Genomic DNA, 19,774 nt, shown 5'->3' with positions numbered 1-19,774 from the left:
GTGGCGTCGCACAGTCCGACACTGCAGCTGTGCAAGGTTCCCGCAGCTTACGCGCGCGCAACGCAAGCCGCGAACGCGACTATCACGGCGAAGACCGTGCAAATGTCATGATCTGTGCGATTTGCATATTGCTTTGACATCGGGCTCGGGTAGCATCGGCCGCTGCATGCCATGTGCGATACGGCTTCGATGTCCGATGCCGCAAGCGAGGAGTGCGCATGACCGCCCATACCGCCCTGGTTCCGCCCACCAGTCCGCCGCTGCCGGCGGACTGGGCACGCATCGAGCAGACCGAAGCAGGTGTTCGGGTCGATGCCGTGGTGCTGCCCGACGATGCGGCCCAGGCGCGGGCGCTGCGCCGGCAGGGGACGTTCAATCCGCTGGCCTACGTCATCGCCCGCAGCGGGGTCGGCATCCGCGGGGCCGACCGCTATTGCGACACGTCGGATCGCGAGGAACTCGCGCTGGCGCTCGAAGCCGCGCGCGTCGTCGCAGGCCGGGTGCGCGCTCTGGCGAGCGCACGCGATGCGCGCGAGCGCGACGCCCTGCTGGCGCTGGGCTATCTGCACACGCGCGACACCGAACTGTCGCCCTGCGTGAATGCCGATGCGAGCGACTTCTTCGACTACCCCCAACTGGCCTTTCTGCCGCAGCCGCGCCAGACGCTGGAGCGCCTGGCCGCGGCACGGTTGCTCACGCGGCGCTTTCATGAGCGCACGCATGTATGCCGCGACTGCGGCTCGGCGCGCGTGCATGCCCGCGAGGTTTGCGCGCAGTGCCGCTCGGCCCATGTTTCGGACAAGCAGGTGATCCACCACTACCGCTGCGGTACGCAGCGCCCCAAGGCCGACTTCCTGCAGGGCACGACGCTGGTGTGCCCGAAGTGTGACCGCGAACTGCGTCATTTCGGCGTCGATTACGACGCGCCGGGCGTCATCGTGCAGTGCGATGCCTGCGGCGAGGTCGCCACCGAACCGGCGGTGGAACTGCTGTGCGGCGACTGTGGCGGGCGTACCGGGGCCGACACCGCCGATCACGTCGATTGGCACGCCTACACGCTGACCGAGGCCGGCCGCGTGGCCTGCGTGACCGGCCGCATGCCGGCCGAGCGCCTGCAGGATCGGCTGATGGCGTTCGACACCTGGCGTTCGCCCGAGAGCTTCGCCGTGGTGACCGACTACTGCGTGAAGCTGGGCGAACGCTACGCGCGGCACTTCGTCGTGATGGCGCTGCGCATTGCCGACGACCAGGCGCTGTACGACAAGCTCGGCCCGCAGGCCCTGCACAAGTACTACGACCTCGTCGTCGATCTGCTCGCGCAGCTGCTGCGCAAGACCGATTCGGTGTCGATGATCGACGACGAGATCCTGCTGTGCCTGCCGGAGACCGACCCGGCGAGCTTCGCCGCCATCGAGGCGCGCATCCGCGGCCAGATGTCGCAAGTGCTGGGCATCGGCGAGTACATCGAGGCGCGCCTGCTCGACGCTGAGCAGATCGCGGCCTTCCTCGCCCGGATGAATGCCGATGCTTGACGTGCTCGAAGCCTACTGGCGCCAGCTCACGCCCGCCAACGTGTTCGTCATCTACTGGTTCTACTTCCTGTTCGAATTTCCGCGCTTCGTTCTGTCGTCGTTCGCGGTGGCGATCAACGCGTTGTTCCACCGGCCCCGGCTGGCGCCGCCGGAACTGCGCGTGAGCGTGCTGCTGGTGGGCATGAACGATGTCGCGGGCCTGCGCAACACGCTCGGTTCGCTGCTCGAGCAGACGCATCGCCGGCTCGAGATCGTCGTCGTGCAGGACGGCGCGGGGCGCGAGATGTACGCATACGGCAAGGCCGCCGAGCGCCGTGGCGAGATCGCGCGCTATCTGGGCACCGACGTGCGCAGCGGCAAGGCCGCGGCGCTGAACCTGGGCCTGCGCTACTGCAGCAGCGAATACCTCGTGGTGGCCGACATCGACACCTCGTTCGACCGTGACGCGGTGCAGGTCATCGTCGGCGAACTGCTGCGCGCGCCCGCCATCGGCGCGGTGTCGGGCGAACTGGGCGTGCGCAACGACCACCACGGCATCTGGCCCGCGCTGCAGTCCATCGAGTATCTGTCCAACATCACCATCGGTCGCCAGTTCCAGTCGATGATGGGCATTCTGGTGATCGTCTCGGGCGCCTTCGGGGCGTTTCGCCGCAGCGCCATCGAGGCCGTGGGCGGCTGGGATGTGGGCCCGGGCGACGATTCCAACCTCACCACCAAGCTGCGCCTGGCCGGCTGGCGCATCCGCTTCACGCCGCACGCGCGCGCACTCACCGACGTGCCCGAAACCATGGGCGCGCTGTGGCGCCAGCGCCTGCGCTGGAACCGCAGCCTGATCCGCAACCGTTGGCGCAAGTTCCGTCAGGTCTTCAACCCCTTCCAGCGCCGCTTCTCGCTGCTCGAGATGCTCGCCGCGCTCAACCAGATCTGGTTCAACCTCGTCCAGACCTTCGCCTACGTGGCCTACGTGATCTACGCCGTCCTCACCTTCGGCTGGTGGGCCATCGTCGTGCTCGCCACGCTGCACCTGATGATGTTCGTGTTCGAAGCCCTCAACCTGCTGCAGGGCGTGCTGCTGCATCCGCGCCCCGGACGCTGGGGCCTGTTCGCCTACCTGCCGGCGGCCAATGTGTACGACGCGCTGTTCATGCGCGCCAACCGCCTGCACGCCTATCTGAGCGAACTGCTGTTCCGCGCCTCCTACCGCGACAGCTTCTACCCGGGCAAGGTACATCGTGCCCAGGAGCAGTTCTGAGCATGCGCGCGCTCAAGTCCAAACGCCGTCTCGACACCCTCGTCAGCGAGGCGCGGCTGCGCCGATCGGGGCGCATCGGCAAGGTGTTCTATTTCTCGGTGGTGCTGGCCGTGTGCTTCTACCTGCTGCACGTGCTGGCCGCCAACCGGCTCTATCTGCAGGCGCCGGGCAGCGTGACCAAGGACAACGTGGTACTCGCGCCCGACTACAACGGCATGGTGGTGGACGTGCTGGTCGAGGACGGCCAGACGGTGCATGCAGACATGGCCGTGGCGCAGCTGCGCAGCATCGACGTGCTCGCCGATGTCGCCGACCTGGTCATCGACGTCAACCGGCTGTCCGGCGATCTGGCCACCCGGCGCAGCCGTCTGAACGTGCTCGACACGCTGATTCCCACGGCCCGCGTGCGCGTGGCCACGCTGCGCGACTCGCTGGTGGATTCGAAGAAACTGCTGCAGCAGGGCTATTCGACCCGCAAGCGGCTCGAGGACCTGGAGGAGAAGTACTACGAGGCCGAGCGCGAACTGTCTCAGCTACAGGCCGAGCGCGGCACGCTCGCCGAGGAGATCGCGCGCGGCGAGCAGAACTACGCGGTGGCGGGCGCCTCGCTGGCCCAGTTGCGCAGCCACTATGCCGAAGGCCTGATCCGCGCGTCCATCGGCGGCACGGTGTCGGAGCTGGACATCCACCCGGGGCAGATCGTGCCGCGCGGCACGCCGCTGATGCGCATTCTCAGCGGCCCGGCCTACGTCGTCGGTTTCATGGAGCCGGGCCGGCTGTTCCGCGCCGAGGTCGGCGACGAGGTCTTCGTGCGCGTGGGCCTGACGCAGGTGCGCGGCGAGATCGTCGAGATCCTCGGCATCGCGCCGGCGATTCCGTCGGAATTCCAGATCAGCTTCGACAGCACGCAGCGCATGCAGCAGTTCCGCGTGCGCGTCGATGACGGCCTGCCGGCCGAAATGCCGCTGTTCACGACGGTCAAGGTCACCGGCACCTGGAACGTGGTCTCACGCGTCGTCGCGCTGCTCCAGGCGCTGCGTGCGCCAGACGAAACGGGTCGCTGAGCGGATGCCCGTCTCAGGCGGCGAACTGCAGCCGCGCCAGATGCGCATACAGCCCGTCCTCATCGACGAGGCTCGCATGCGTGCCCGTCTCGATGATGCGCCCGGCCTCCATCACCACGATGCGGTCGGCGCGCTGCACGGTGGCCAGTCGATGGGCGATGACCAGCGTCGTGCGGTTCTCCATCAGTCGCTCCAGCGCCGCCTGCACCATGCGCTCGCTCTCGGCATCCAGCGCGGATGTGGCCTCGTCCAGCAGCAGCACCGGCCGGTCGGCCAGAATCGCGCGGGCAATGGCGATGCGCTGGCGCTGTCCGCCGGAGAGCTTCACGCCGCGCTCGCCCAGATCCGTCTCATACCCTTGCGGCAGCGCGCGCACGAAGTCGTCCGCCCAGGCCGCCGCGCAGGCCGCGCGCACTTCGTCCAGGCTCGCCTCGGGCCGCGCGTAGCGCACGTTGTCGATGACGCTGGCGGCGAAGATCACCGGCTCCTGCGGCACCAGCGCGATGTGGCCGCGCACCGCGCGCGGGTCGGCGCGCGACAACTCCACCCCATCGAGCCGCACCGCGCCTGCGGACGGGTCGTAGAAGCGCAGCAGCAACTGGAACACCGTGGTCTTGCCCGCGCCGGATGGCCCCACCAGCGCCACCGTCTCGCCCGGCGCCACGTTCAGCGAAAAGCCGCCCAGCGCCGCCGTATCCGGCCGGGTGGGGTAGTGGAAGCGCACGTCGTCGAATACGATCTCGCCGCGCGCCGGCTCGGGCAGCGGCTGCGGGTCGGCCGGCGGGGCGATGGCCGGCTGAGCGGCGAGAATCTCCATCAGCCGCTCGGTCGCGCCGCCCGCGCGCTGCAGCTCGCCCCACACCTCGGACAGCGCCGCCACGCTACCGGCGACAATCGCCGCATAGAACACGAAGGCGGAAAGCTGCCCGGCCGTGATGGCGCCATCCAGCACGTCGTGCCCGCCGATCCACAGAATGAAGGCGATGGCGCCGAACACCAGCAGGATCACCGCCGCCACCAGCGCCGCCCGCGTGCGGATGCGCGAGCGCGCCGTGTCGAAGCTGCGCGCCACGCGCGCGCCGAAGTCCGCCCGGTCCGCATCCTCGTGGCCATAGGCCTGCACCACGCGGATTTCGTGAATGGTCTCGTCGATGCGGTTGCCCAGGTCCGCGATGCGATCCTGCGACTCGCGCGCCAGTCGCCGCACACGCCGCCCGTAGATCAGGATGGGCGCGATCACCAGCGGCACGCCGATCATCGTCAGCAGCGTGAGCTTGAGACTGGTCGCGAACATCATCGCCAGCCCGCCGAACAGCAGCAGCACGTTGCGCAGCGCAATCGACAGCGTCGACCCCACCACGCTCTCGATCTGCGCCGTATCCGCCGTGATGCGCGAAATCACCTCGCCCGTGCGATTGGCCTCGAACCACGACGGCGGCAACGTCAGCAGATGGTCGAACACCCGACCCCGCAGATCCGCCGTGATGCGCTCGCCCAGCCACGACACGTTGTAGAAGCGCGCATAGGTCGCCGCCGCCAGCAGCGCGATCACCCCGAACATGATCGCCAGCGTCCGGTCCAGCCACGCCGGATCTCCCGCCGAAAACCCCTGATCGATCACCGCCCGCAAACCCTGACCCACAGCCAGCAGCGCTCCCGCGGCAATGATCAATGCGACGCCGGCGGCCGCGACGCGGCTGCGGTAGGGGCGAAGCATGGCGAGGAAATCGGAGATGGAAGCGGCGGGGCGGGGCATGGGGAATCCGGTTGGTGCAGCGGGGATTGTACGACCGGGGTGGGGCGGAGATGTTGTGCTTCAGCGGTTCGGGTTTGCCGGTGTCCGTCGCGGGGTCGTCGCAGCGAATGAGTTCCCTCATGATCTTGCGCGTGGCCTCGTGCAGCTTGCGGTCCTGTCGGCGAGTCGTCGTCGCCAAGGTCGTACGACCTGCCAAGCGCGCAGGGGCGGACGGGGATCTACAAACGAAAGGCCTGGCTCCTGACTGCTGGTTCGAGTGATAACCGCAGTTGACAGCTCCAGAGCTGATAACTAGAGTTGGCACATGGTCGAGGTCATCAAGAGTACGGCCTTCGAAGAATGGTTCGCGCAATTGCGTGACCGTCACGCGCGTATGCGCATCGTTGCGCGTATCCGACGCTTGAGTCTGGGGAATCCGGGCGATGTGAAGCCGGTGGGCGAGGGCGTTTCGGAGATGCGCATCGATCATGGTCCCGGCTACCGGGTATATTTTCTGCGGCGAGGTCCGCTGGTGGTGGTTCTTCTTTGCGGTGGTGACAAGCGCACGCAAGGGCGGGACATCGCCGACGCCAAGGCCATTGCCGCGCAATGGAAGGACTGAACCATGAACGAGACCGCCGAGACCTTCAGCCGCTGGGACGCCGCGGATTATCTGCGCACCGAAGAAGACATGCGCCTGTACCTGGAAGCGTGTCTGGATGACGGCGATCCGGCGCTGATCGCGGCTGCGCTGGGGGACATCGCCCGCGCACGCAACATGAGCGAACTGGCGCGCCAGACGGGGCTCTCGCGAGAAGGGCTTTACAAGGCGCTTTCGGGCGACGGAAACCCGACGTTCGCGACCATCATGAAAGTCGCCAGAGCGCTGGGGTTGCGGTTGCGGTTGGAGCCGATACGTTCCTGACCGGAAGCGAGCAGGACCATCGGTGGCCGCGAGCGCTGGGACAGTCGTGAGAATCGCCGGCATGCCTGCCCGCAACCTACTCGTCGCGATCGTGACAACGCTCGCACTTGCCGCCTGCGGCACGGACCGCACTACGGCGGAAGACGTCAGCCTGGCCGAGCTGGCCGCCAGGCCTCAAGCCTACGACGACCGTACGGTACGCACCCGCGGTATCGTGCGCGGTTTCGACGACCCGCGTCACTACTGGCTGGAAGACCCGCAGATCAATCGGGTCGGGCTGGAGCCGATGAATGTGATCGCACCGCATCTGGATCGGGAGGTGACGATCGTCGGACGCTTCAGCTTCAGTCGTGATCGTGGGCGGCGGATCCGGATCGACGGTATCGAGGCTTACGACGCGGCGCGTTGAGATGGGTGCTCGAGCCGCGAATGTATCCACGCCGGGGAGGGCGGTGGATTCCATCACATTCGGCGCAATGCGCTTCGCTCATTGCGCGCTACATGATGTTCCTTTCGGTGGTGCTCAGTCCGCCCCGACGATATCGACCACCAGCGCCCTGACCGCGTCACCCGAGACGTTCTCCCACCAGTGCGCCACGCCGCCTTTCTCGATGGCGATGTCGCCCGCGTTGCGCACGATGGGGCCGGGCGCGTCGTTGCGGTGCTCGACGATGCTGCCGTCGAGGATCATCGCGTAGCCGGGGCGCTGCTCGTGGGCGTGGATGGCGATGACGCCGCCGGGGGCGATGGTGAAGACGCGCGCGCGCATCTGTCGGCCCTGCATGGCAGGGAATTCCGCGCTCAGGTGGATGATGCCGAGTTCCTCGACGGAGACCACGCCGCGGGTCTGCGTGGGGCCGGTGAGGCCGTCGATGGTCTGCGTGTTTGGCGCGCTCGCGTCGGCCAGGGGTGGGGCGGCGTGATTGGCGGCGAGCGGCTCATGGACGGGGTGTGAGATCGCCGGGCCGGTCGCGAGCAGGGCGGCGAGGACGAGCAGCACGCCAACGAAGGCGGACTTGCGGGACGGCTTCATGGGCGCGGCTCCTGTCGGGCGTGGCGGATTTTGGCGCGATTGTTGCACATGCTGCAGTGAGGCGTCCGAATTCGGGTATTGAGAAATCAGATCGATCGGGATATCGTAATACCGCATCCACATCGACAGGCCTTGCCATGACTGCGGTCACCGTTTCGCCGAAATTCCAGATCGTCATTCCGAAGGAGATCCGGGACAGCCTCGGCATCGTTTCCGGGCAGAAGGTGCAGGTCGTGGCCTATCGGGGGCGCATCGAACTCGTTCCGCTCAAGGCGATGGAGGAGATGAGGGGGTACCTCGCCGGGATCGACACCACGGTTGCCCGGGAAGACGACCGGACATGAACGTCGTCGATTCGTCGGCCTGGCTGTCTTACTTCGCGGGCGATGGCAACGCGGCGGTGTTCGCGGCGCCGATCGAAGACATTGCGCAGTTGCTGGTGCCGAGCATCGTCGTGACGGAGGTGTTCAGGAACGTGCTGCGCCAGCGCGGCGAAGAGGCCGCCCTGGTCGTGACGGCGCACATGAAACAGGGGAAGGTCATGGCGCTCGATGCGGATATGGCGATGGACGCCGCGAAGTTCGGCGTCGATCACCGGTTGCCGCTGGCCGACAGCATCATCTTCGCCACGGCAAACAAGTACGATGCCGTGCTGTGGACGCAGGATGCCGATTTCGACGGTCTGCCGAACGTCCGATACTTTTCGAAGAGCGCCACATGACCCCACACCGAAACCTGCTCGACGCCGTTCCTCTGCATCGCGGGCGCGAACACGCGCTGCCGGCGCCACGGTTGCACGGATAGTTCCCGCATCATGCCCGTCGACTTCGAAGCGATCTATCCCAAAATCGTCAACCTGATGCTGGACACGATCTTTCTTGTCGATCGGGACGACCGGATCGTGTTCGTGAGCGACGCCTGCGAGGCGTTGCTCGGCTACCGTGCGGACGAGCTGGTCGGTACCTTGATCACCCGCTACATGCATCCGGACGACCTGGCCGCCACGCGGGCCTCGATTGTCCGGGTCATGAGCGGCAAGCCCCATCTCGATTTTCGCAATCGCTACGTCCGCAAGGATGGCAGCGTCGTATACATCCTGTGGTCAGCGCGCTGGTCCGAGGAGGAGGGGGTGCGCATCGGGGTGGCGCGCGACGTGACCGCGCTCACGCAGGCCGAGACGGAGTTGCGCTTTCTCGCGCATCACGATCCGCTGACCGGACTGACCAACCGCTCGCTGTTGAATGATCGGCTGGACTCGGCCTTGCGATCGGCGCGCCGCCGCCGAAGCGGTGTGGCCCTGCTGTTTCTGGATGTCAATGATTTCAAGGAGATCAATGACATCCATGGGCATGCGGCGGGCGATCGCGTGCTGTGTGCGATCGCGCGAAGACTGGAGGGCTGCGTACGCGAGACCGACACGGTGGCGCGGATGGGCGGCGATGAATTCACGATTCTGCTGACGGACATCGAGTCGGCCGACGCCGTGTCCGAGAAGGTGGAACGGATCCTCGCAGTGATGGCCGAGCCGCTGGGCGAGGAATTCGGCGCCATCCGGATGCCGTCCTGCAGCATCGGCGTGGCCTGCTATCCCGAGGACGGCGAGGACGCCGATACGCTGATGAGCCATGCGGATACCGAAATGTACCGGTTGAAGCGGCGCTTTTCGGCGGCGGGCGACTAGGGCCTGTTCACACGCGCCGCCGGCGCTGCGCCTCGACGACGAACCCCGCGGTTTGCGAAGGTGCCGGTTGGGCGCGCACCATGTGCTTGTGTGCAATTTCGGGAGCACCGCTCGATGCGTGTATTCGCCAATCCGGTGGGAGCCGGTTCGCTGTGGTTCGACAACCTCGCCACGGCCGACGGCACGCCCGTCGCCTATGACCCGCAGGCGCGGGCCTTTGTGCCGATGCCGCCGTTCTGCGCCAACCGCGAGCGCATCGGCTGCAACTGGATCGCGCCGCAGTCCGGCGCGTTCTGCCGGTCCTGCGCGATGACGGCGCTGGCACCCGATCCCGACATCCCCGATGCCATGCCCAACTGGGCCAAGGCCGAGGCGGCCAAGCGCTGGATGCTGGACAACCTGGGGCGCTGGCACTGGTTCCGGCCCGAGGATCCGGGCGCGCGACCGGTGTTCCACATGCTCGCCGAGGGGTCTTACCCCGTGCCAATGGGCCACTCGCAAGGCGTGGTCACGATCAGTGTGGCGGAGGCCGATCCGGTACTCGTGACGATGCGCCGCGAGGCGCTGTTCGAGCCCTACCGGACGATGATCGGGCACATGCGCCACGAGATCGCCCACATGCTGTGGTGGCGGCTGAGCCTGCGCGAGGACTTCCTCGACGCCTTCCGCACCCTGTTCGGCGACGAGCGCATCGACTATGGCGCGGCGCTGCAGTACCACTACGACAACGGCCCGCCGGCCGAATGGCGGCAGTACTACCTGACCAGCTACGCCTCGGCGCATCCGCACGAGGACTGGGCCGAGACCGCCGCGCACCTGCTGCACCTGACCGACATCGCCGACAGCTTCGTGGCCGCCGGGATGTCCTCGCCGCAGATCGACCAGCGCGGCTGGGATGCCTACGCCGAGCCGGATGCGGGCCGGCTGATCCGCGTCGCCTCGGAGCTTACGGTGGGCGTCAATCACGTCAATCGCTCGATGGGCCTGCCGGATCTCTACCCCTTCGTGCTGTCGGACTTCGCCCGCCACAAGCTCGCCTTCGTGCATGACTGGCTGCGACGCGGGGCGCAGGGGCTTTGACTGCCGCTTGCGGGGCAGGGCAGCACTGCGGCGCGTGCGAGCGTCGCGACGCGATATAGTCGGGCATTACCGCTCGCAACGACCTTTTCATGGCCAATCTCCCGCTCACGGCACTGACCACGCTGTTCATCGTCCTGCTGCTGTTCGGCGTCGCCGCCGCGGTGGGCGTGGCGCGCAAGCGGCACGACATCCGCGCGCCGGCGATGACCGGACACCCGGAGTTCGAGCGCGCCTGCCGCGTGCAGACGAACACCATCGAATGGACGCTGATGGTGCTGCCGTGTCTGTGGATCGCGGCGGCCTTTGTCGGCGATGGAATCGCAGCGGTTTGCGGCTCGGTGTGGATCGGCGCGCGGGTGTGGTACGCGGTGGCCTACCGGCGCGACCCGGACTCGCGCGGCACACCCTTTCTGTTGGCGGCGCTGGCTTTTGGCGCGCTGGGGCTGATCGCAGGTTTCGGCGTGATGCGCGCGCTGCTCGGGGGCTGAGGTGGCGCGGCTGGTGCATCTGGCGATTGCGGCAGGCATCTATCTGATCGCGGGGCCGTGGCTGGAGTCCGCTCTGGGGCCGGCGGGAGCGGGGCTGGCGATCATGGCGACGATCGCCTGGCTGTGGGTCAGCGAGGCGCTGCATGTGAGCGTCACGGCGCTGCTGGTGCCGCTGCTGGCGACGGTCAGCGGGGTGCTGGCTTTCGATCAGGCGCTGCTGCAGTTTGCCGATCCGGTAATCTTCCTGTTCCTGGGCGGATTCGCGATCGCCGCCGGCCTGCAACAGCAGGGGCTGGATCGCTGGATGGCCGCATGGGTGGTGGCGAAGGCGGGCAACCGGCTGGACCGCGCGGCGCGCTACCTGTTCTGGGCCACCGCGGTGCTGTCGATGTGGATCAGCAACACCGCGACCGCCGCGATGATGCTGCCGCTGGCGCTCGGTCTCCTCGCGCCGCTGCAGGGCCGGGAATACCGCTCGACGTGGATCTACGTACTGCTGGGCGTGGCATTTGCAGCCAATATCGGCGGCATCGGCACGCTGGTGGGCAGCCCGCCCAACGCCATCGCCGCGTCGAACGTCGGCATCTCGTTCGCGCAGTGGATGAGCTGGGGCGTGCCGCTCGTGATCGTGATGCTGCCCGCCATGGAGTTCGCGCTGCGCGCCTGCCTGCGCCCGCGTTTCGACGTGGCGGTGCAGCCGCCGAAAGCCGATCTGGTGTGGACGCGCAAGCACTGGACGATGCTCGGCGTGTTCGGCCTGGCCGTGACGCTGTGGGTGCTGGGCGGGCCGATTTCGGGCGCGATTGGCGTGACGCGCGGCTACGAAGGCTTCGTCGCGCTGCTGGCGCTGGTGCTGCTGCATGCGCTGCGGCTCGCGACGTGGAAGAACATCGAGAAGGGCGCGGACTGGGGCGTGTTGCTGCTGTTCGGCGGTGGGCTGACGCTCAGCCGCGTGATTGCCGACAGCGGGGCGGCGGCGTGGCTCGCGGCGCAACTTGGCGGCGCAGTCGAGACCATGCCGGTGTTCGTGGTACTGGCGTTGATGATGCTCTTCGCGCTGATCCTCACCGAAGTCACCAGCAACACGGCCAGCGCGGCGCTGCTGATTCCGCTGTTCATCGGCCTGGCGCCGCAGATCGACGGCGCGGCCATCGCAGTGGTGGTGGCCGTGGCCACGTCCTGCGCCTTTCTGCTGCCGGTGGCGACGCCGCCCAACGCCATCGTGTTCGGCAGCGGCCACGTGCCGCAGCGACGCATGATCGTCGGTGGCATCTGGGTCAGCGTGGCGGTGATGCCGGCGCTGCTGGTGCTGGCCGCGCTGCTCGCCTAATCGGGAAGGCGCAGCGCGACAGGTTCGGCCGGGTCGCCGTGCGGCACCACGCCGAGCAGCGGGGCACGGATGCGCGCTTCGAGCGTGGCGAGGTTCTCGTCGAAGCGCGCCATGTACGGCTCGACGCGGTTGGCGACCCAGCCGGCGAAATGCAGGCCGCGCGTGGCGATGGCCTCGCAGGTGAGCAGAGCGTGATTGATGCAGCCCAGGCGCATGCCCACGACGAGGATCACCGGAAGATCCAGGTGTCGCGCCAGATCGGCGAAGTCGCGTGCCTCGTCGAGCGGCACGAGCAGGCCGCCGGCGCCTTCGACCAGCACCACGTCGGCGCGCGCGCGCAGCGCATCGAGCCTGTGCGCGATGCGCGCGAAATCGAAAGTCACGCCTTCGTCGTGGGCGACGATGTGCGGCGCGATCGCCGACCGCAGGCAGTAGGGCGTGACCTCGGCCGGCTCCAGCGGCTCGCTGCCGGCCGCGATCAGGCGGGCGGTGTCTTCATTGAGGCGCTGGCCGTCGATCTCGTCGGCGCCGGCGGCGACCGGCTTCATCGCGAAGGCGGTGAGCCCGGCGCGGCGGGCGGCGTGCAGCAGCGCGCAGGCGACATGGGTCTTGCCGATTTCGGTGTCGGTCCCGGTGATGAACCAGGCGCGGGCAGTCGTGTTCATGGCGATGGTCGCTTTCGTCAAGGTCTGGCCAGCGCGAACAGCAGCACGTCGTAGGTCGCGGGCAGCATGCCGTCAGGGCGCCGGTGGCCTTCGTAGGCAGTCTCCAGCGTACGCCACTGCGCGCGCGTGAGCGCACGGCGCGCTCGGGTGTCGATACGGTTCGCGCCGATGCCCTTGAGGTGGCGCACGATGCCACGCAGGTCCGGTGCGAGCACCGGGATGGTTTCGCGCGAATGGTAGTCCACGCGAAAACCCGCTTCGCGCGCCGCATCCAGCCAATCCTGGGGCTGCAGGAAGCGCAGCACGTGCTCGTCGTCGTCGACCGCGACGAAGGCCTCGCGCAGTTCGTACAGCGTACGCGGCGCGAGTGTGGCGATCCAGGCCTTGCCCCCGGGGGTGAGCACGCGCGCGAACTCGCGCAGCGCACGGTCCGCGTCACACCACTGCAGCGACAGGCTGGACCACAGTACGTCGATGGCGCCGGCCGGAAACGGCAGCTCCTCCAGATCGGCGCACACGCGCAGCGCCGACGGTTCGGCGACCGGGACGCGCGCGAGCATGGACGGGGCGAAATCCAGCGCAATGCGCAAAGCGGCCGGATGGCGTCGTCCCAGCAGCGTCAGCGCGAAGCCGGTGCCGCAGCCGGCGTCGAGCACGCGCAGCGCGGGCGAGGCCGGCGGATGGGCGTCGGCCAACGTGAGCAGTCGCGTACACACCTCGCGCTGCACGCCGGCGGCAGCGTCATAGCCGGGGGCGGCGCGGTCGAAGGCATCACGCACCGCGCGGCGGTGGGATTCGCGCTCAGTCATCGGAGAAGGCACCGGCCATCGCGCGTGCGCACTCTTCGGGACGGGACACGAAGGGCGCGTGGCCGCAGTCGTCGAGCACCGTCAGGCGTGCGTCGGGCAGGGTGCGGGCCAGCCATTCGGCCGCACCCAGCGGCATCAGCGCGTCGTCACGGCTGTGGATCAGCGTGGTGGGCACCTCGATGCCGGCGATCGCTTCGCGCAGGTCGGTGTTGGCGAGGATGGCGAGTCCGTCGGCCAGTGTGGCGGCATCGGTTTCGTCCGGCGCGACGACGGCACGTCCCAGCGAATGCACGACGCCGCGCCGACGGCTCTCGCCCATGGCCTGCAGCGCGAGGAAACGGCGCAGCGTGGCCTCGGCGTCCGCGGCGAAGCCGGCGATGAAGCCGTTGACGGTAGCCGGATCCAGCCCGTGCGCCCAGGCGGGCTCATTCAGGGTTTCGGGAAGCGAGACGAAACGCGGCGTGGCGCCGAACAACACCAGGCTGCGCACCCGTTGCGGGTGACGGCGCGCGATGTCGAGCGCGATCATCGCGCCCAGCGACCAGCCGCCGAGCACGCAGGCATCGGGCAACTCCGCGAGCAGCACGTCGGCCCACGCGGCCAGTTCCGGGCCGGGCGAGGCGGGCGAACCGTGGCCGGGCAGGGCGGGCGTAGCGGCGATGCGCGGCGACAGGCAGATGCGCAGGCCGTTCCAGATGCGCGGCGTCATGCCCCAGCCGTGCAGCAGGACCAGCGGGGTGTCGGCCATCAGAACTCCTCGAGCGCGTTGAGCAGGTCGGCAAGGCGCAACACGTCCTCGACCTCGTGACGTGCGGACAACGACACGCGCAGCCGCGCCGTGCCGGGTGGCACGGTTGGCGGACGGATGGCCGGTACCAGTACGCCGGCGTCGCGCAGCGCGTCCGACACGCGCAGGGCTTCGGCGTTGTCACCGATGAGCACCGGCTGGATGGCCGTGCGCGAGGGCAGCAACTGCCAGCGCCGGAGTTTGAGCGAGCCGCGGAAGTTGTCGACCATGGTGTGCAGGCGTTCGCGCCGGAAGTCGCCGCGCTCGATCAGGTCGATGCTGGCCAGCAGCGCCTCGGCCAGGATCGGTGGCGATGCCGTCGTGAAGATGCCGGTGCGTGCCTTCTGCAGCAGCCATTCGATCACGTCGGCGTGACCCGCTGCGAAGGCGCCGGACACCCCGGCGGCCTTCCCCAGGGTGCCGATGAGCACGATGCGCCACGAATCCAGGCCGGCCTCGGCGAGCGTGCCACGGCCCTGCGGGCCGAGCACGCCGAAGCCGTGGGCGTCGTCGACCAGCAGCCAGGCGTCGTGCTGTTCGGCCAGCGCCAGCAGTTCGGCCAGCGGAGCGATGTCGCCATCCATGCTGAACACCGCGTCCGTGACGATCAGCTTGTTGCTTGCGGACGATTCTTCCAGCGCCCTGGCTAGGGCGGCGACGTCGTTGTGGGCGTAGCGCACCAGGTTGGCGCGCGAGAGCAGCGCGCCGTCGACCAGCGAGGCGTGGATCAGCCGGTCCGCGAAGATCGCGTCACCGCGCCCGATCAGTGCCGGGATCACGCCGACGTTGGCCATGTAGCCGGTGGTGAAGTACAGCGCACGTTCGCAGCCGGTGAATGCCGCCAGGCGCGCTTCGAGGCGCTCGTGCACATCGTAGTGGCCGCTGACCAGATGCGAGGCGCCGGCGCCGACGCCATATCGCACGACGCTCTCGATCAGCGCCTTGGCCACCGTCGGGTCGGCCGCCAGTCCGAGGTAGTCGTTGCTGCAGAAGGACAGCAGTTCGCGGCCGTCGACGCGCATCTTCGCGTCGCACGGAATCTGGTTGGCGCGGCGCACGCGCCGCAGGTGCTGCGCATCGAGTGCGCTCAATTGCCCGCGCAGGTCATCGAGCAGGCTCATGCCTTCTCCAGTGCGGCCAGTGCGCCATCGGCCAGTTGCGTGAGCTGGTCGGCGTCGACCACATAGGGCGGCATGAAATACACGGTGTTGCCGATGGGGCGCAGCAGCACGCCATGCTCCATGCCGGCGGCGAAGAAGCGGCGCGGGAAATCCGGCTGTGTGTAGGGCACGTCGAAGGCCGCGATCATGCCGCGCCGACGCAGGTGACGCGCCCGCGCATGCGCGCCGAAGCGCTCGTCGAGCAGGCGGCCGAGCAGGGCCGAGCGGGCGCGGTTGGTCTTGAGCACGTCGTCTTCGGCGAAGATGTCCAGCGTGGCAAGCGCCGCACGGCAGGCCAGCGGATTGCCGGTGTACGAGTGCGAGTGCAGGAAGGCGCGACTGGCCGTGTCGGCGTAGAAGGCCTGGTACAGGGTGTCGGTGGACAGCACCAGCGACAGCGGCAGATAACCGCCAGAGATGCCCTTGGACAGGCACAGCAGATCGGGCCAGATGCCGGCCTGCTCGCAGGCGAAGAAGGTGCCGGTACGTCCGCAGCCCACGGCGATCTCGTCGGCCACGAGCAGCACTTCATAGCGATCACACAGCGCGCGCGCCAGGCGCAGGTATTCGGGGTCGTACATCACCATGCCGCTCGCACCCTGCACCAGCGGCTCGACGATGAGCGCGGCGGTGGTGGCGTGGTGCTGTTCCAGGTGCGCCTCCAGCGCCGCGGCCGCGCGACGTGCGACATCCGTGGCCGATTCGCCCTCGCTCGCGCTGCGTGCATCCGGGCACGGCACGGTGTGGCCGGCGCGCACCAGCGGTGCGTAGGCGTCGCGGAAGATCGCCACGTCGGTCACGGCCAGTGCGCCCACCGTCTCGCCGTGATAGCTGCCGGCGAGGCTGACGAAGCCGGTCTTGTCGGCGCGCCCCAGGTTGCGCCAGTAATGCGCGGCCATCTTCAGCGCGATCTCGGTGGCCGATGCGCCGTCCGAAGCGTAGAAGGCGTGACCCAGGCGGTGGCCGGTGAGCGCGGCCAGGCGCTCGGACAGTTCGACCACCGGCTCGTGCGTGAAGCCGGCGAGCATCGCGTGTTCCAGAGTGTCGAGCTGTTCGCGCAATGCCGCGTTGATGCGCGGGTTGCAGTGGCCGAACAGATTCACCCACCACGAACTGATGCCGTCGAGCAGACGCCGGCCGTCGGCGTCGATCAGCCACGGCCCCTCGCCGCGCACGATGGGCACGAGCGGAAACTGCTCGTGCTCCTTCATCTGGGTGCACGGATGCCACACGCTGGCGAGCGAACGGTCGAGCAGGAACGGGGCGGGCATGGCGGTCCGGTGGGCTGCGGCGAAATCTCAGGATGTTCCGGCAAGCCGCTGGGGGTGTCAAACCGCGGGGCACGGGCGCTGCACCCCGGTGCATGCCCGCGGTCTTGCAGGACGCGGCACCCGCGCCGCTTTGCTAATATTCGGTGCCCACACAATCGACTCGACCGCGCCCATGATCTTCGTCCTCTCGCCCGCCAAGGCTCTCGACTACGAGACCCCTCCCGCCGTTGCCGATTACACGCAGCCGGATCATCTGGACGCTTCGGCCGAACTCATCGACGTGCTGCGCAGGCTCTCGCCGGCCGAGGTGGCGAAGCTGATGGGGCTGTCCGACAAGCTCGCCGCACTCAACGTCGCGCGCTACCAGGAGTGGTCGCGCCCGTTCTCGCCGGACAACGCCAAGCAGGCCGTGCTGGCCTTCAACGGCGATGTCTACGAAGGCCTCGATGCACCGTCGCTCTCGCGCGAGGATCTGGAGTGGGCGCAGCGCCACCTGCGCATCCTGTCGGGTCTGTACGGGGTGCTGCGCCCGCTCGACCTGATGCAGGCCTACCGGCTGGAGATGGGCACCAAGCTCGAGACGCCGGCCGGCAAGACCTTGTACGCATGGTGGGGCGAGCGCATTACCGAGGCACTCAACAACGTGATCGCCGAGCGCGAACAGGCCGGCGAGGCCCCGGTGCTGGTGAATCTGGCCTCGGACGAATATTTCAAGTCGGTCAAGCCGGCCAAACTCAAGGCGCGCATCGTCGCGCCGGTGTTCCAGGACTGGAAGAACGGCCAGTACAAGATCATCAGCTTCTACGCCAAGCGCGCACGCGGCCTGATGGCGCGCCATGCGATCGTCCATCGAATCACCGACGTCGAGGGTCTGAAGGGCTTCGATGCGGATGGCTACGCGTTCGCGCCCGAGCAGTCGAGCGACGACCGTCTGGTGTTCCGCCGCCGTCAGGCGTGATGTCCTGCGAGACCGATTCGCGGCCCGTCGGAGATCTCAGTCGAACAGCTTGAGGATTCCGTCCAGCCCGGCGTGGTCGAGGGTGCAATGGGCGGCGGCGCGCAGCACGGGCTTGGCGCGATACGCGATGGCCAGGCCGGCCTCGCGCAGCATGGACAAGTCGTTGGCGCCGTCGCCGACGGTAATGGTCTGTGCGCGCGACAGGCCGAGTCGTTCGCGCGCTTCGCGCAGCACCGAGGCCTTGGCGGCGGCGTCGACGATGGGGCCGAGGATACGGCCGGTCAGATGGCCGTCGCGGATCTCGACGTGGTTGGCATGCGCGGCGTCGAAACCCAGGCGCGCCTTGAGGCGATCGGTGAAGTAGCTGAAGCCGCCCGAGACGAGTACGGTGTGGATGCCGGCGGCCTTGAGCGTGTCGAGCAGTCGTTCGGCGCCGGGATTGAGCGACAGGCGTTGCTCGTAGACCTCGGCCAGCGCGGCTTCGCGCAGGCCGGCGAGCAGGGCGACGCGACGGCGCAGCGACTCGGAGTAGTCGATCTCGCCGCGCATCGCCGCTTCGGTAATGGCGGCGACCTCGTCGCGCACGCCGTGCAGGTCGGCGACCTCGTCGATGCACTCGATGTCGATCAGCGTCGAGTCCATGTCGGTGACGAACAGGCCAACGTCGCTCAGCCGACGGCCGGGGGCGACCGTGCAATCGACACGCTCGCGCTGACACAGGGCCAGCGCCTCGGGTGTGGGCAGACCGCCTTCGAGACGCCAGGCGTCGGCCGAGAGGGTTCGCACGGCGCTTGCGCGCGCGGCCGTGCGCAATTCATCGAGTGCGTCGGGCGCGAGTTGCGCGCCCTGCACGATGAGACTCATCGCATGCGCGCGTGCAGGGCGCCGGATTCGCCCAGAACACGATGCGTGTCACGCAGCATGGTCTCGGTACCGGGCCAGTCCACACAGCCGTCGGTGACCGAACAGCCGTACCTGAGCTGGGTGAGGTCATCGGGGATGGACTGGTTGCCGGCCTCGATGAAGCTCTCGATCATGGTGCCGACGATGGAGCGGTTGCCCTCGCGAATCTGGTGCACGACGTCCTTCATCACCAGCGGTTGCAGCTCGGGCTTCTTCCACGAGTTGGCGTGCGAGCAGTCGACGACGATGTTCTGCGCGAGCTTTGCCTTGTCCAGCGCCTGCTCGGCGAGCTTGATGGAAACCGAGTCGTAGTTCGGCCGGCCGCCACCGCCGCGCAGCACGACGTGGCCGTAACGGTTGCCGCGCGTGCGCACGATGCTGGTCACGCCGCGGCCGTTGATGCCGAGGAAACTGTGCGGATGCGAGGCCGACAGGATGGCGTTGGTGGCCACGCTCAGGTCGCCGTCGGTGGCGTTCTTGAAGCCCACCGGCGTGGACAGGCCGGAGGACATCTCGCGGTGGGTCTGCGATTCCGAGGTGCGCGCGCCGATCGCGGTCCACGAGATCAGGTCGCCGTAATACTGCGGAGCGATGGGGTCGAGCGCTTCGGTCGCGGCGGGCAGGCCGATCTCGTTGACGGCGAGAAGGAAGCGGCGTGCGCGCTCCATGCCCTCGTCGATGCGGAAGGAGTCGTCCATGTAGGGGTCGTTGATGTAGCCCTTCCAGCCCACCGAGGTGCGCGGCTTCTCGAAGTACACGCGCATCACGATCAGCATGGTGTCGGCGACTTCGTCCGCGACCTTCTTCAGTCGACGCGCGTAGTCCAGCCCGGCCTCGGGGTCGTGGATCGAGCACGGGCCGATGACCACGAACAGGCGCGGGTCCTTGCGGTCGAGGATGTCGCACAGCGCGCGTCGCCCGGCCAGCACGGTCTCGGCGGCGCGCTCGGTGAGCGGCACGCGCGCGATGATCTCGTCGGGCGAGGGCATCGGGTCGAAGGCGGCGATGTTGAGGTTTTCGGTCTTGGCTGCGGACATGCTTGCTTCCGAATTCAGATGGGGCAGGGGACGCATTGTAACGCGCCGGCCGGGGGCGGGTCGG

General features: G+C 68.2%; 22 protein-coding genes. 13 read left to right on the top strand and 9 right to left on the bottom strand.

Features of this window, described 5'->3' with window-relative positions:
- Positions 1-218: 218 nt before the first annotated feature.
- From C0099_RS08195 to C0099_RS08185, 3 genes are read left to right on the top strand one after another with little or no spacing between them, the layout of a single operon-like run.
- Positions 219-1,532: a TackOD1 domain-containing metal-binding protein gene (locus C0099_RS08195; RefSeq protein WP_102246980.1), complete on the top strand. Its 1,314-nt coding sequence runs from the start codon at positions 219-221 to the stop codon at positions 1,530-1,532.
- A complete protein-coding gene (locus C0099_RS08190; RefSeq protein ID WP_102246979.1) occupies positions 1,525-2,784 on the top strand; it encodes a glycosyltransferase family 2 protein in 1,260 nt (419 codons plus the stop codon). Before C0099_RS08195 ends, C0099_RS08190 begins: the two co-directional genes overlap by 8 nt.
- 2 nt (positions 2,785-2,786) lie before the next feature.
- A complete protein-coding gene (locus C0099_RS08185) occupies positions 2,787-3,848 on the top strand; it encodes an HlyD family secretion protein (protein ID WP_102246978.1) in 1,062 nt (353 codons plus the stop codon).
- A 13-nt stretch (positions 3,849-3,861) separates the two neighbouring features.
- Here the strand turns inward: C0099_RS08185 and C0099_RS08180 are convergent, their stop codons facing one another.
- Positions 3,862-5,604 carry an ABC transporter transmembrane domain-containing protein gene (locus C0099_RS08180; RefSeq protein ID WP_102246977.1) on the bottom strand — a complete coding sequence of 581 codons (1,743 nt, stop codon included), beginning with the start codon at positions 5,602-5,604 and terminating at the stop codon, positions 3,862-3,864.
- 304 nt (positions 5,605-5,908) lie between these two features.
- Here C0099_RS08180 and C0099_RS08175 point away from each other — a divergent pair, with 304 nt between their 5' ends.
- The 3 genes from C0099_RS08175 (at position 5,909) to C0099_RS08165 (ending at position 6,917) form a co-directional block, all read left to right on the top strand.
- Complete coding sequence (locus tag C0099_RS08175) at positions 5,909-6,205, top strand: type II toxin-antitoxin system RelE/ParE family toxin (RefSeq protein WP_102246976.1); 297 nt, start codon at positions 5,909-5,911, stop codon at positions 6,203-6,205.
- A 3-nt stretch (positions 6,206-6,208) separates the two neighbouring features.
- Complete coding sequence (locus tag C0099_RS08170; RefSeq protein WP_102246975.1) at positions 6,209-6,508, top strand: addiction module antidote protein; 300 nt, start codon at positions 6,209-6,211, stop codon at positions 6,506-6,508.
- Between the two features lie 61 nt (positions 6,509-6,569).
- Positions 6,570-6,917: a hypothetical protein gene (locus tag C0099_RS08165; RefSeq protein WP_102246974.1), complete on the top strand. Its 348-nt coding sequence runs from the start codon at positions 6,570-6,572 to the stop codon at positions 6,915-6,917.
- Positions 6,918-7,031: 114 nt separating this feature from the next.
- On the opposite strand, the gene C0099_RS08160 is transcribed toward C0099_RS08165, so the two are convergent.
- Positions 7,032-7,541 carry a cupin domain-containing protein gene (locus C0099_RS08160; RefSeq protein ID WP_164084889.1) on the bottom strand — a complete coding sequence of 170 codons (510 nt, stop codon included), beginning with the start codon at positions 7,539-7,541 and terminating at the stop codon, positions 7,032-7,034.
- Positions 7,542-7,678: 137 nt separating this feature from the next.
- On the opposite strand from C0099_RS08160, the gene C0099_RS08155 reads away from it, so the two are divergent.
- From C0099_RS08155 to C0099_RS08130, 6 genes are all read left to right on the top strand, one after another.
- Entirely contained in the window at positions 7,679-7,885 is a 207-nt protein-coding gene (locus C0099_RS08155; protein ID WP_102246972.1) for an AbrB/MazE/SpoVT family DNA-binding domain-containing protein, read from the top strand.
- Positions 7,882-8,262, top strand: a complete 381-nt coding sequence (locus tag C0099_RS08150) for a type II toxin-antitoxin system VapC family toxin (RefSeq protein ID WP_102246971.1) — start codon at positions 7,882-7,884, stop codon at positions 8,260-8,262. The genes C0099_RS08155 and C0099_RS08150 overlap by 4 nt, the downstream gene beginning before the upstream one ends.
- Before the next feature lie 93 nt (positions 8,263-8,355).
- Positions 8,356-9,222, top strand: a complete 867-nt coding sequence (locus tag C0099_RS08145) for a sensor domain-containing diguanylate cyclase (RefSeq protein WP_102246970.1) — start codon at positions 8,356-8,358, stop codon at positions 9,220-9,222.
- 114 nt (positions 9,223-9,336) lie between these two features.
- The gene (locus tag C0099_RS08140; protein WP_102246969.1) at positions 9,337-10,302 is read left to right on the top strand and encodes a zinc-binding metallopeptidase family protein; all 966 of its coding nucleotides are present in this window, start codon (positions 9,337-9,339) and stop codon (positions 10,300-10,302) included.
- A gap of 89 nt (positions 10,303-10,391) precedes the next feature.
- Positions 10,392-10,790 (top strand): MAPEG family protein, encoded by a 399-nt coding sequence (locus tag C0099_RS08135; RefSeq protein WP_102246968.1) that lies wholly within the window; start codon positions 10,392-10,394, stop codon positions 10,788-10,790.
- Positions 10,791-10,803: 13 nt separating this feature from the next.
- Positions 10,804-12,120: an SLC13 family permease gene (locus tag C0099_RS08130; RefSeq protein WP_265734818.1), complete on the top strand. Its 1,317-nt coding sequence runs from the start codon at positions 10,804-10,806 to the stop codon at positions 12,118-12,120.
- On the opposite strand, the gene bioD is transcribed toward C0099_RS08130, so the two are convergent.
- From bioD to bioA, 5 genes are read right to left on the bottom strand one after another with little or no spacing between them, the layout of a single operon-like run.
- Positions 12,117-12,785 carry a dethiobiotin synthase gene (gene bioD / locus C0099_RS08125; protein WP_102246966.1) on the bottom strand — a complete coding sequence of 223 codons (669 nt, stop codon included), beginning with the start codon at positions 12,783-12,785 and terminating at the stop codon, positions 12,117-12,119. The genes C0099_RS08130 and bioD overlap by 4 nt on opposite strands.
- Positions 12,786-12,802: 17 nt before the next feature.
- Positions 12,803-13,594, bottom strand: a complete 792-nt coding sequence (gene bioC / locus C0099_RS08120) for a malonyl-ACP O-methyltransferase BioC (protein WP_102246965.1) — start codon at positions 13,592-13,594, stop codon at positions 12,803-12,805.
- Positions 13,587-14,342, bottom strand: coding sequence for an alpha/beta fold hydrolase (locus tag C0099_RS08115; RefSeq protein ID WP_102246964.1), 756 nt, complete (start codon positions 14,340-14,342; stop codon positions 13,587-13,589). The genes bioC and C0099_RS08115 overlap by 8 nt, the downstream gene beginning before the upstream one ends.
- Positions 14,342-15,502: an 8-amino-7-oxononanoate synthase gene (gene bioF, locus C0099_RS08110; protein WP_102246963.1), complete on the bottom strand. Its 1,161-nt coding sequence runs from the start codon at positions 15,500-15,502 to the stop codon at positions 14,342-14,344. Before bioF ends, C0099_RS08115 begins: the two co-directional genes overlap by 1 nt.
- Positions 15,499-16,812: an adenosylmethionine--8-amino-7-oxononanoate transaminase gene (gene bioA, locus C0099_RS08105; RefSeq protein ID WP_102246962.1), complete on the bottom strand. Its 1,314-nt coding sequence runs from the start codon at positions 16,810-16,812 to the stop codon at positions 15,499-15,501. The genes bioF and bioA overlap by 4 nt, the downstream gene beginning before the upstream one ends.
- 172 nt (positions 16,813-16,984) lie before the next feature.
- Here bioA and yaaA point away from each other — a divergent pair, with 172 nt between their 5' ends.
- Complete coding sequence (yaaA, locus tag C0099_RS08100; protein WP_102246961.1) at positions 16,985-17,770, top strand: peroxide stress protein YaaA; 786 nt, start codon at positions 16,985-16,987, stop codon at positions 17,768-17,770.
- A 36-nt stretch (positions 17,771-17,806) separates the two neighbouring features.
- Here the strand turns inward: yaaA and serB are convergent, their stop codons facing one another.
- Positions 17,807-18,634 carry a phosphoserine phosphatase SerB gene (serB, locus tag C0099_RS08095; RefSeq protein ID WP_102246960.1) on the bottom strand — a complete coding sequence of 276 codons (828 nt, stop codon included), beginning with the start codon at positions 18,632-18,634 and terminating at the stop codon, positions 17,807-17,809.
- Complete coding sequence (locus tag C0099_RS08090) at positions 18,631-19,710, bottom strand: 3-deoxy-7-phosphoheptulonate synthase (protein ID WP_102246959.1); 1,080 nt, start codon at positions 19,708-19,710, stop codon at positions 18,631-18,633. The genes serB and C0099_RS08090 overlap by 4 nt, the downstream gene beginning before the upstream one ends.
- Positions 19,711-19,774: the final 64 nt, after the last annotated feature.

It is taken from the genome of Pseudazoarcus pumilus (assembly GCF_002872475.1).
GTDB classification, from domain to species: domain Bacteria; phylum Pseudomonadota; class Gammaproteobacteria; order Burkholderiales; family Rhodocyclaceae; genus Pseudazoarcus; species Pseudazoarcus pumilus.
The sequence above is the reverse complement of the archived record's forward strand: the minus strand, read 5'-3'. Positions and strand labels throughout refer to the sequence as shown.

What these genes read in the sequence shown, in the direction of transcription:
- bioC (WP_102246965.1), bottom strand. Translation starts at nt 13,594, where the DNA reads ATGACTGAGCGCGAATCCCACCGCCGCGCGGTGCGTGATGCCTTCGAC.
- bioD (WP_102246966.1), bottom strand. Translation starts at nt 12,785, where the DNA reads ATGAACACGACTGCCCGCGCCTGGTTCATCACCGGGACCGACACCGAA.
- C0099_RS08135 (WP_102246968.1), top strand. Translation starts at nt 10,392, where the DNA reads ATGGCCAATCTCCCGCTCACGGCACTGACCACGCTGTTCATCGTCCTG.
- C0099_RS08190 (WP_102246979.1), top strand. Translation starts at nt 1,525, where the DNA reads ATGCTTGACGTGCTCGAAGCCTACTGGCGCCAGCTCACGCCCGCCAAC.
- C0099_RS08165 (WP_102246974.1), top strand. Translation starts at nt 6,570, where the DNA reads ATGCCTGCCCGCAACCTACTCGTCGCGATCGTGACAACGCTCGCACTT.
- C0099_RS08145 (WP_102246970.1), top strand. Translation starts at nt 8,356, where the DNA reads ATGCCCGTCGACTTCGAAGCGATCTATCCCAAAATCGTCAACCTGATG.
- C0099_RS08185 (WP_102246978.1), top strand. Translation starts at nt 2,787, where the DNA reads ATGCGCGCGCTCAAGTCCAAACGCCGTCTCGACACCCTCGTCAGCGAG.
- bioF (WP_102246963.1), bottom strand. Translation starts at nt 15,502, where the DNA reads ATGAGCCTGCTCGATGACCTGCGCGGGCAATTGAGCGCACTCGATGCG.
- C0099_RS08180 (WP_102246977.1), bottom strand. Translation starts at nt 5,604, where the DNA reads ATGCCCCGCCCCGCCGCTTCCATCTCCGATTTCCTCGCCATGCTTCGC.
- C0099_RS08115 (WP_102246964.1), bottom strand. Translation starts at nt 14,342, where the DNA reads ATGGCCGACACCCCGCTGGTCCTGCTGCACGGCTGGGGCATGACGCCG.
- bioA (WP_102246962.1), bottom strand. Translation starts at nt 16,812, where the DNA reads ATGCCCGCCCCGTTCCTGCTCGACCGTTCGCTCGCCAGCGTGTGGCAT.
- yaaA (WP_102246961.1), top strand. Translation starts at nt 16,985, where the DNA reads ATGATCTTCGTCCTCTCGCCCGCCAAGGCTCTCGACTACGAGACCCCT.
- C0099_RS08090 (WP_102246959.1), bottom strand. Translation starts at nt 19,710, where the DNA reads ATGTCCGCAGCCAAGACCGAAAACCTCAACATCGCCGCCTTCGACCCG.
- C0099_RS08155 (WP_102246972.1), top strand. Translation starts at nt 7,679, where the DNA reads ATGACTGCGGTCACCGTTTCGCCGAAATTCCAGATCGTCATTCCGAAG.
- C0099_RS08170 (WP_102246975.1), top strand. Translation starts at nt 6,209, where the DNA reads ATGAACGAGACCGCCGAGACCTTCAGCCGCTGGGACGCCGCGGATTAT.
- C0099_RS08150 (WP_102246971.1), top strand. Translation starts at nt 7,882, where the DNA reads ATGAACGTCGTCGATTCGTCGGCCTGGCTGTCTTACTTCGCGGGCGAT.
- C0099_RS08195 (WP_102246980.1), top strand. Translation starts at nt 219, where the DNA reads ATGACCGCCCATACCGCCCTGGTTCCGCCCACCAGTCCGCCGCTGCCG.
- C0099_RS08140 (WP_102246969.1), top strand. Translation starts at nt 9,337, where the DNA reads ATGCGTGTATTCGCCAATCCGGTGGGAGCCGGTTCGCTGTGGTTCGAC.
- C0099_RS08160 (WP_164084889.1), bottom strand. Translation starts at nt 7,541, where the DNA reads ATGAAGCCGTCCCGCAAGTCCGCCTTCGTTGGCGTGCTGCTCGTCCTC.
- serB (WP_102246960.1), bottom strand. Translation starts at nt 18,634, where the DNA reads ATGAGTCTCATCGTGCAGGGCGCGCAACTCGCGCCCGACGCACTCGAT.
- C0099_RS08175 (WP_102246976.1), top strand. Translation starts at nt 5,909, where the DNA reads ATGGTCGAGGTCATCAAGAGTACGGCCTTCGAAGAATGGTTCGCGCAA.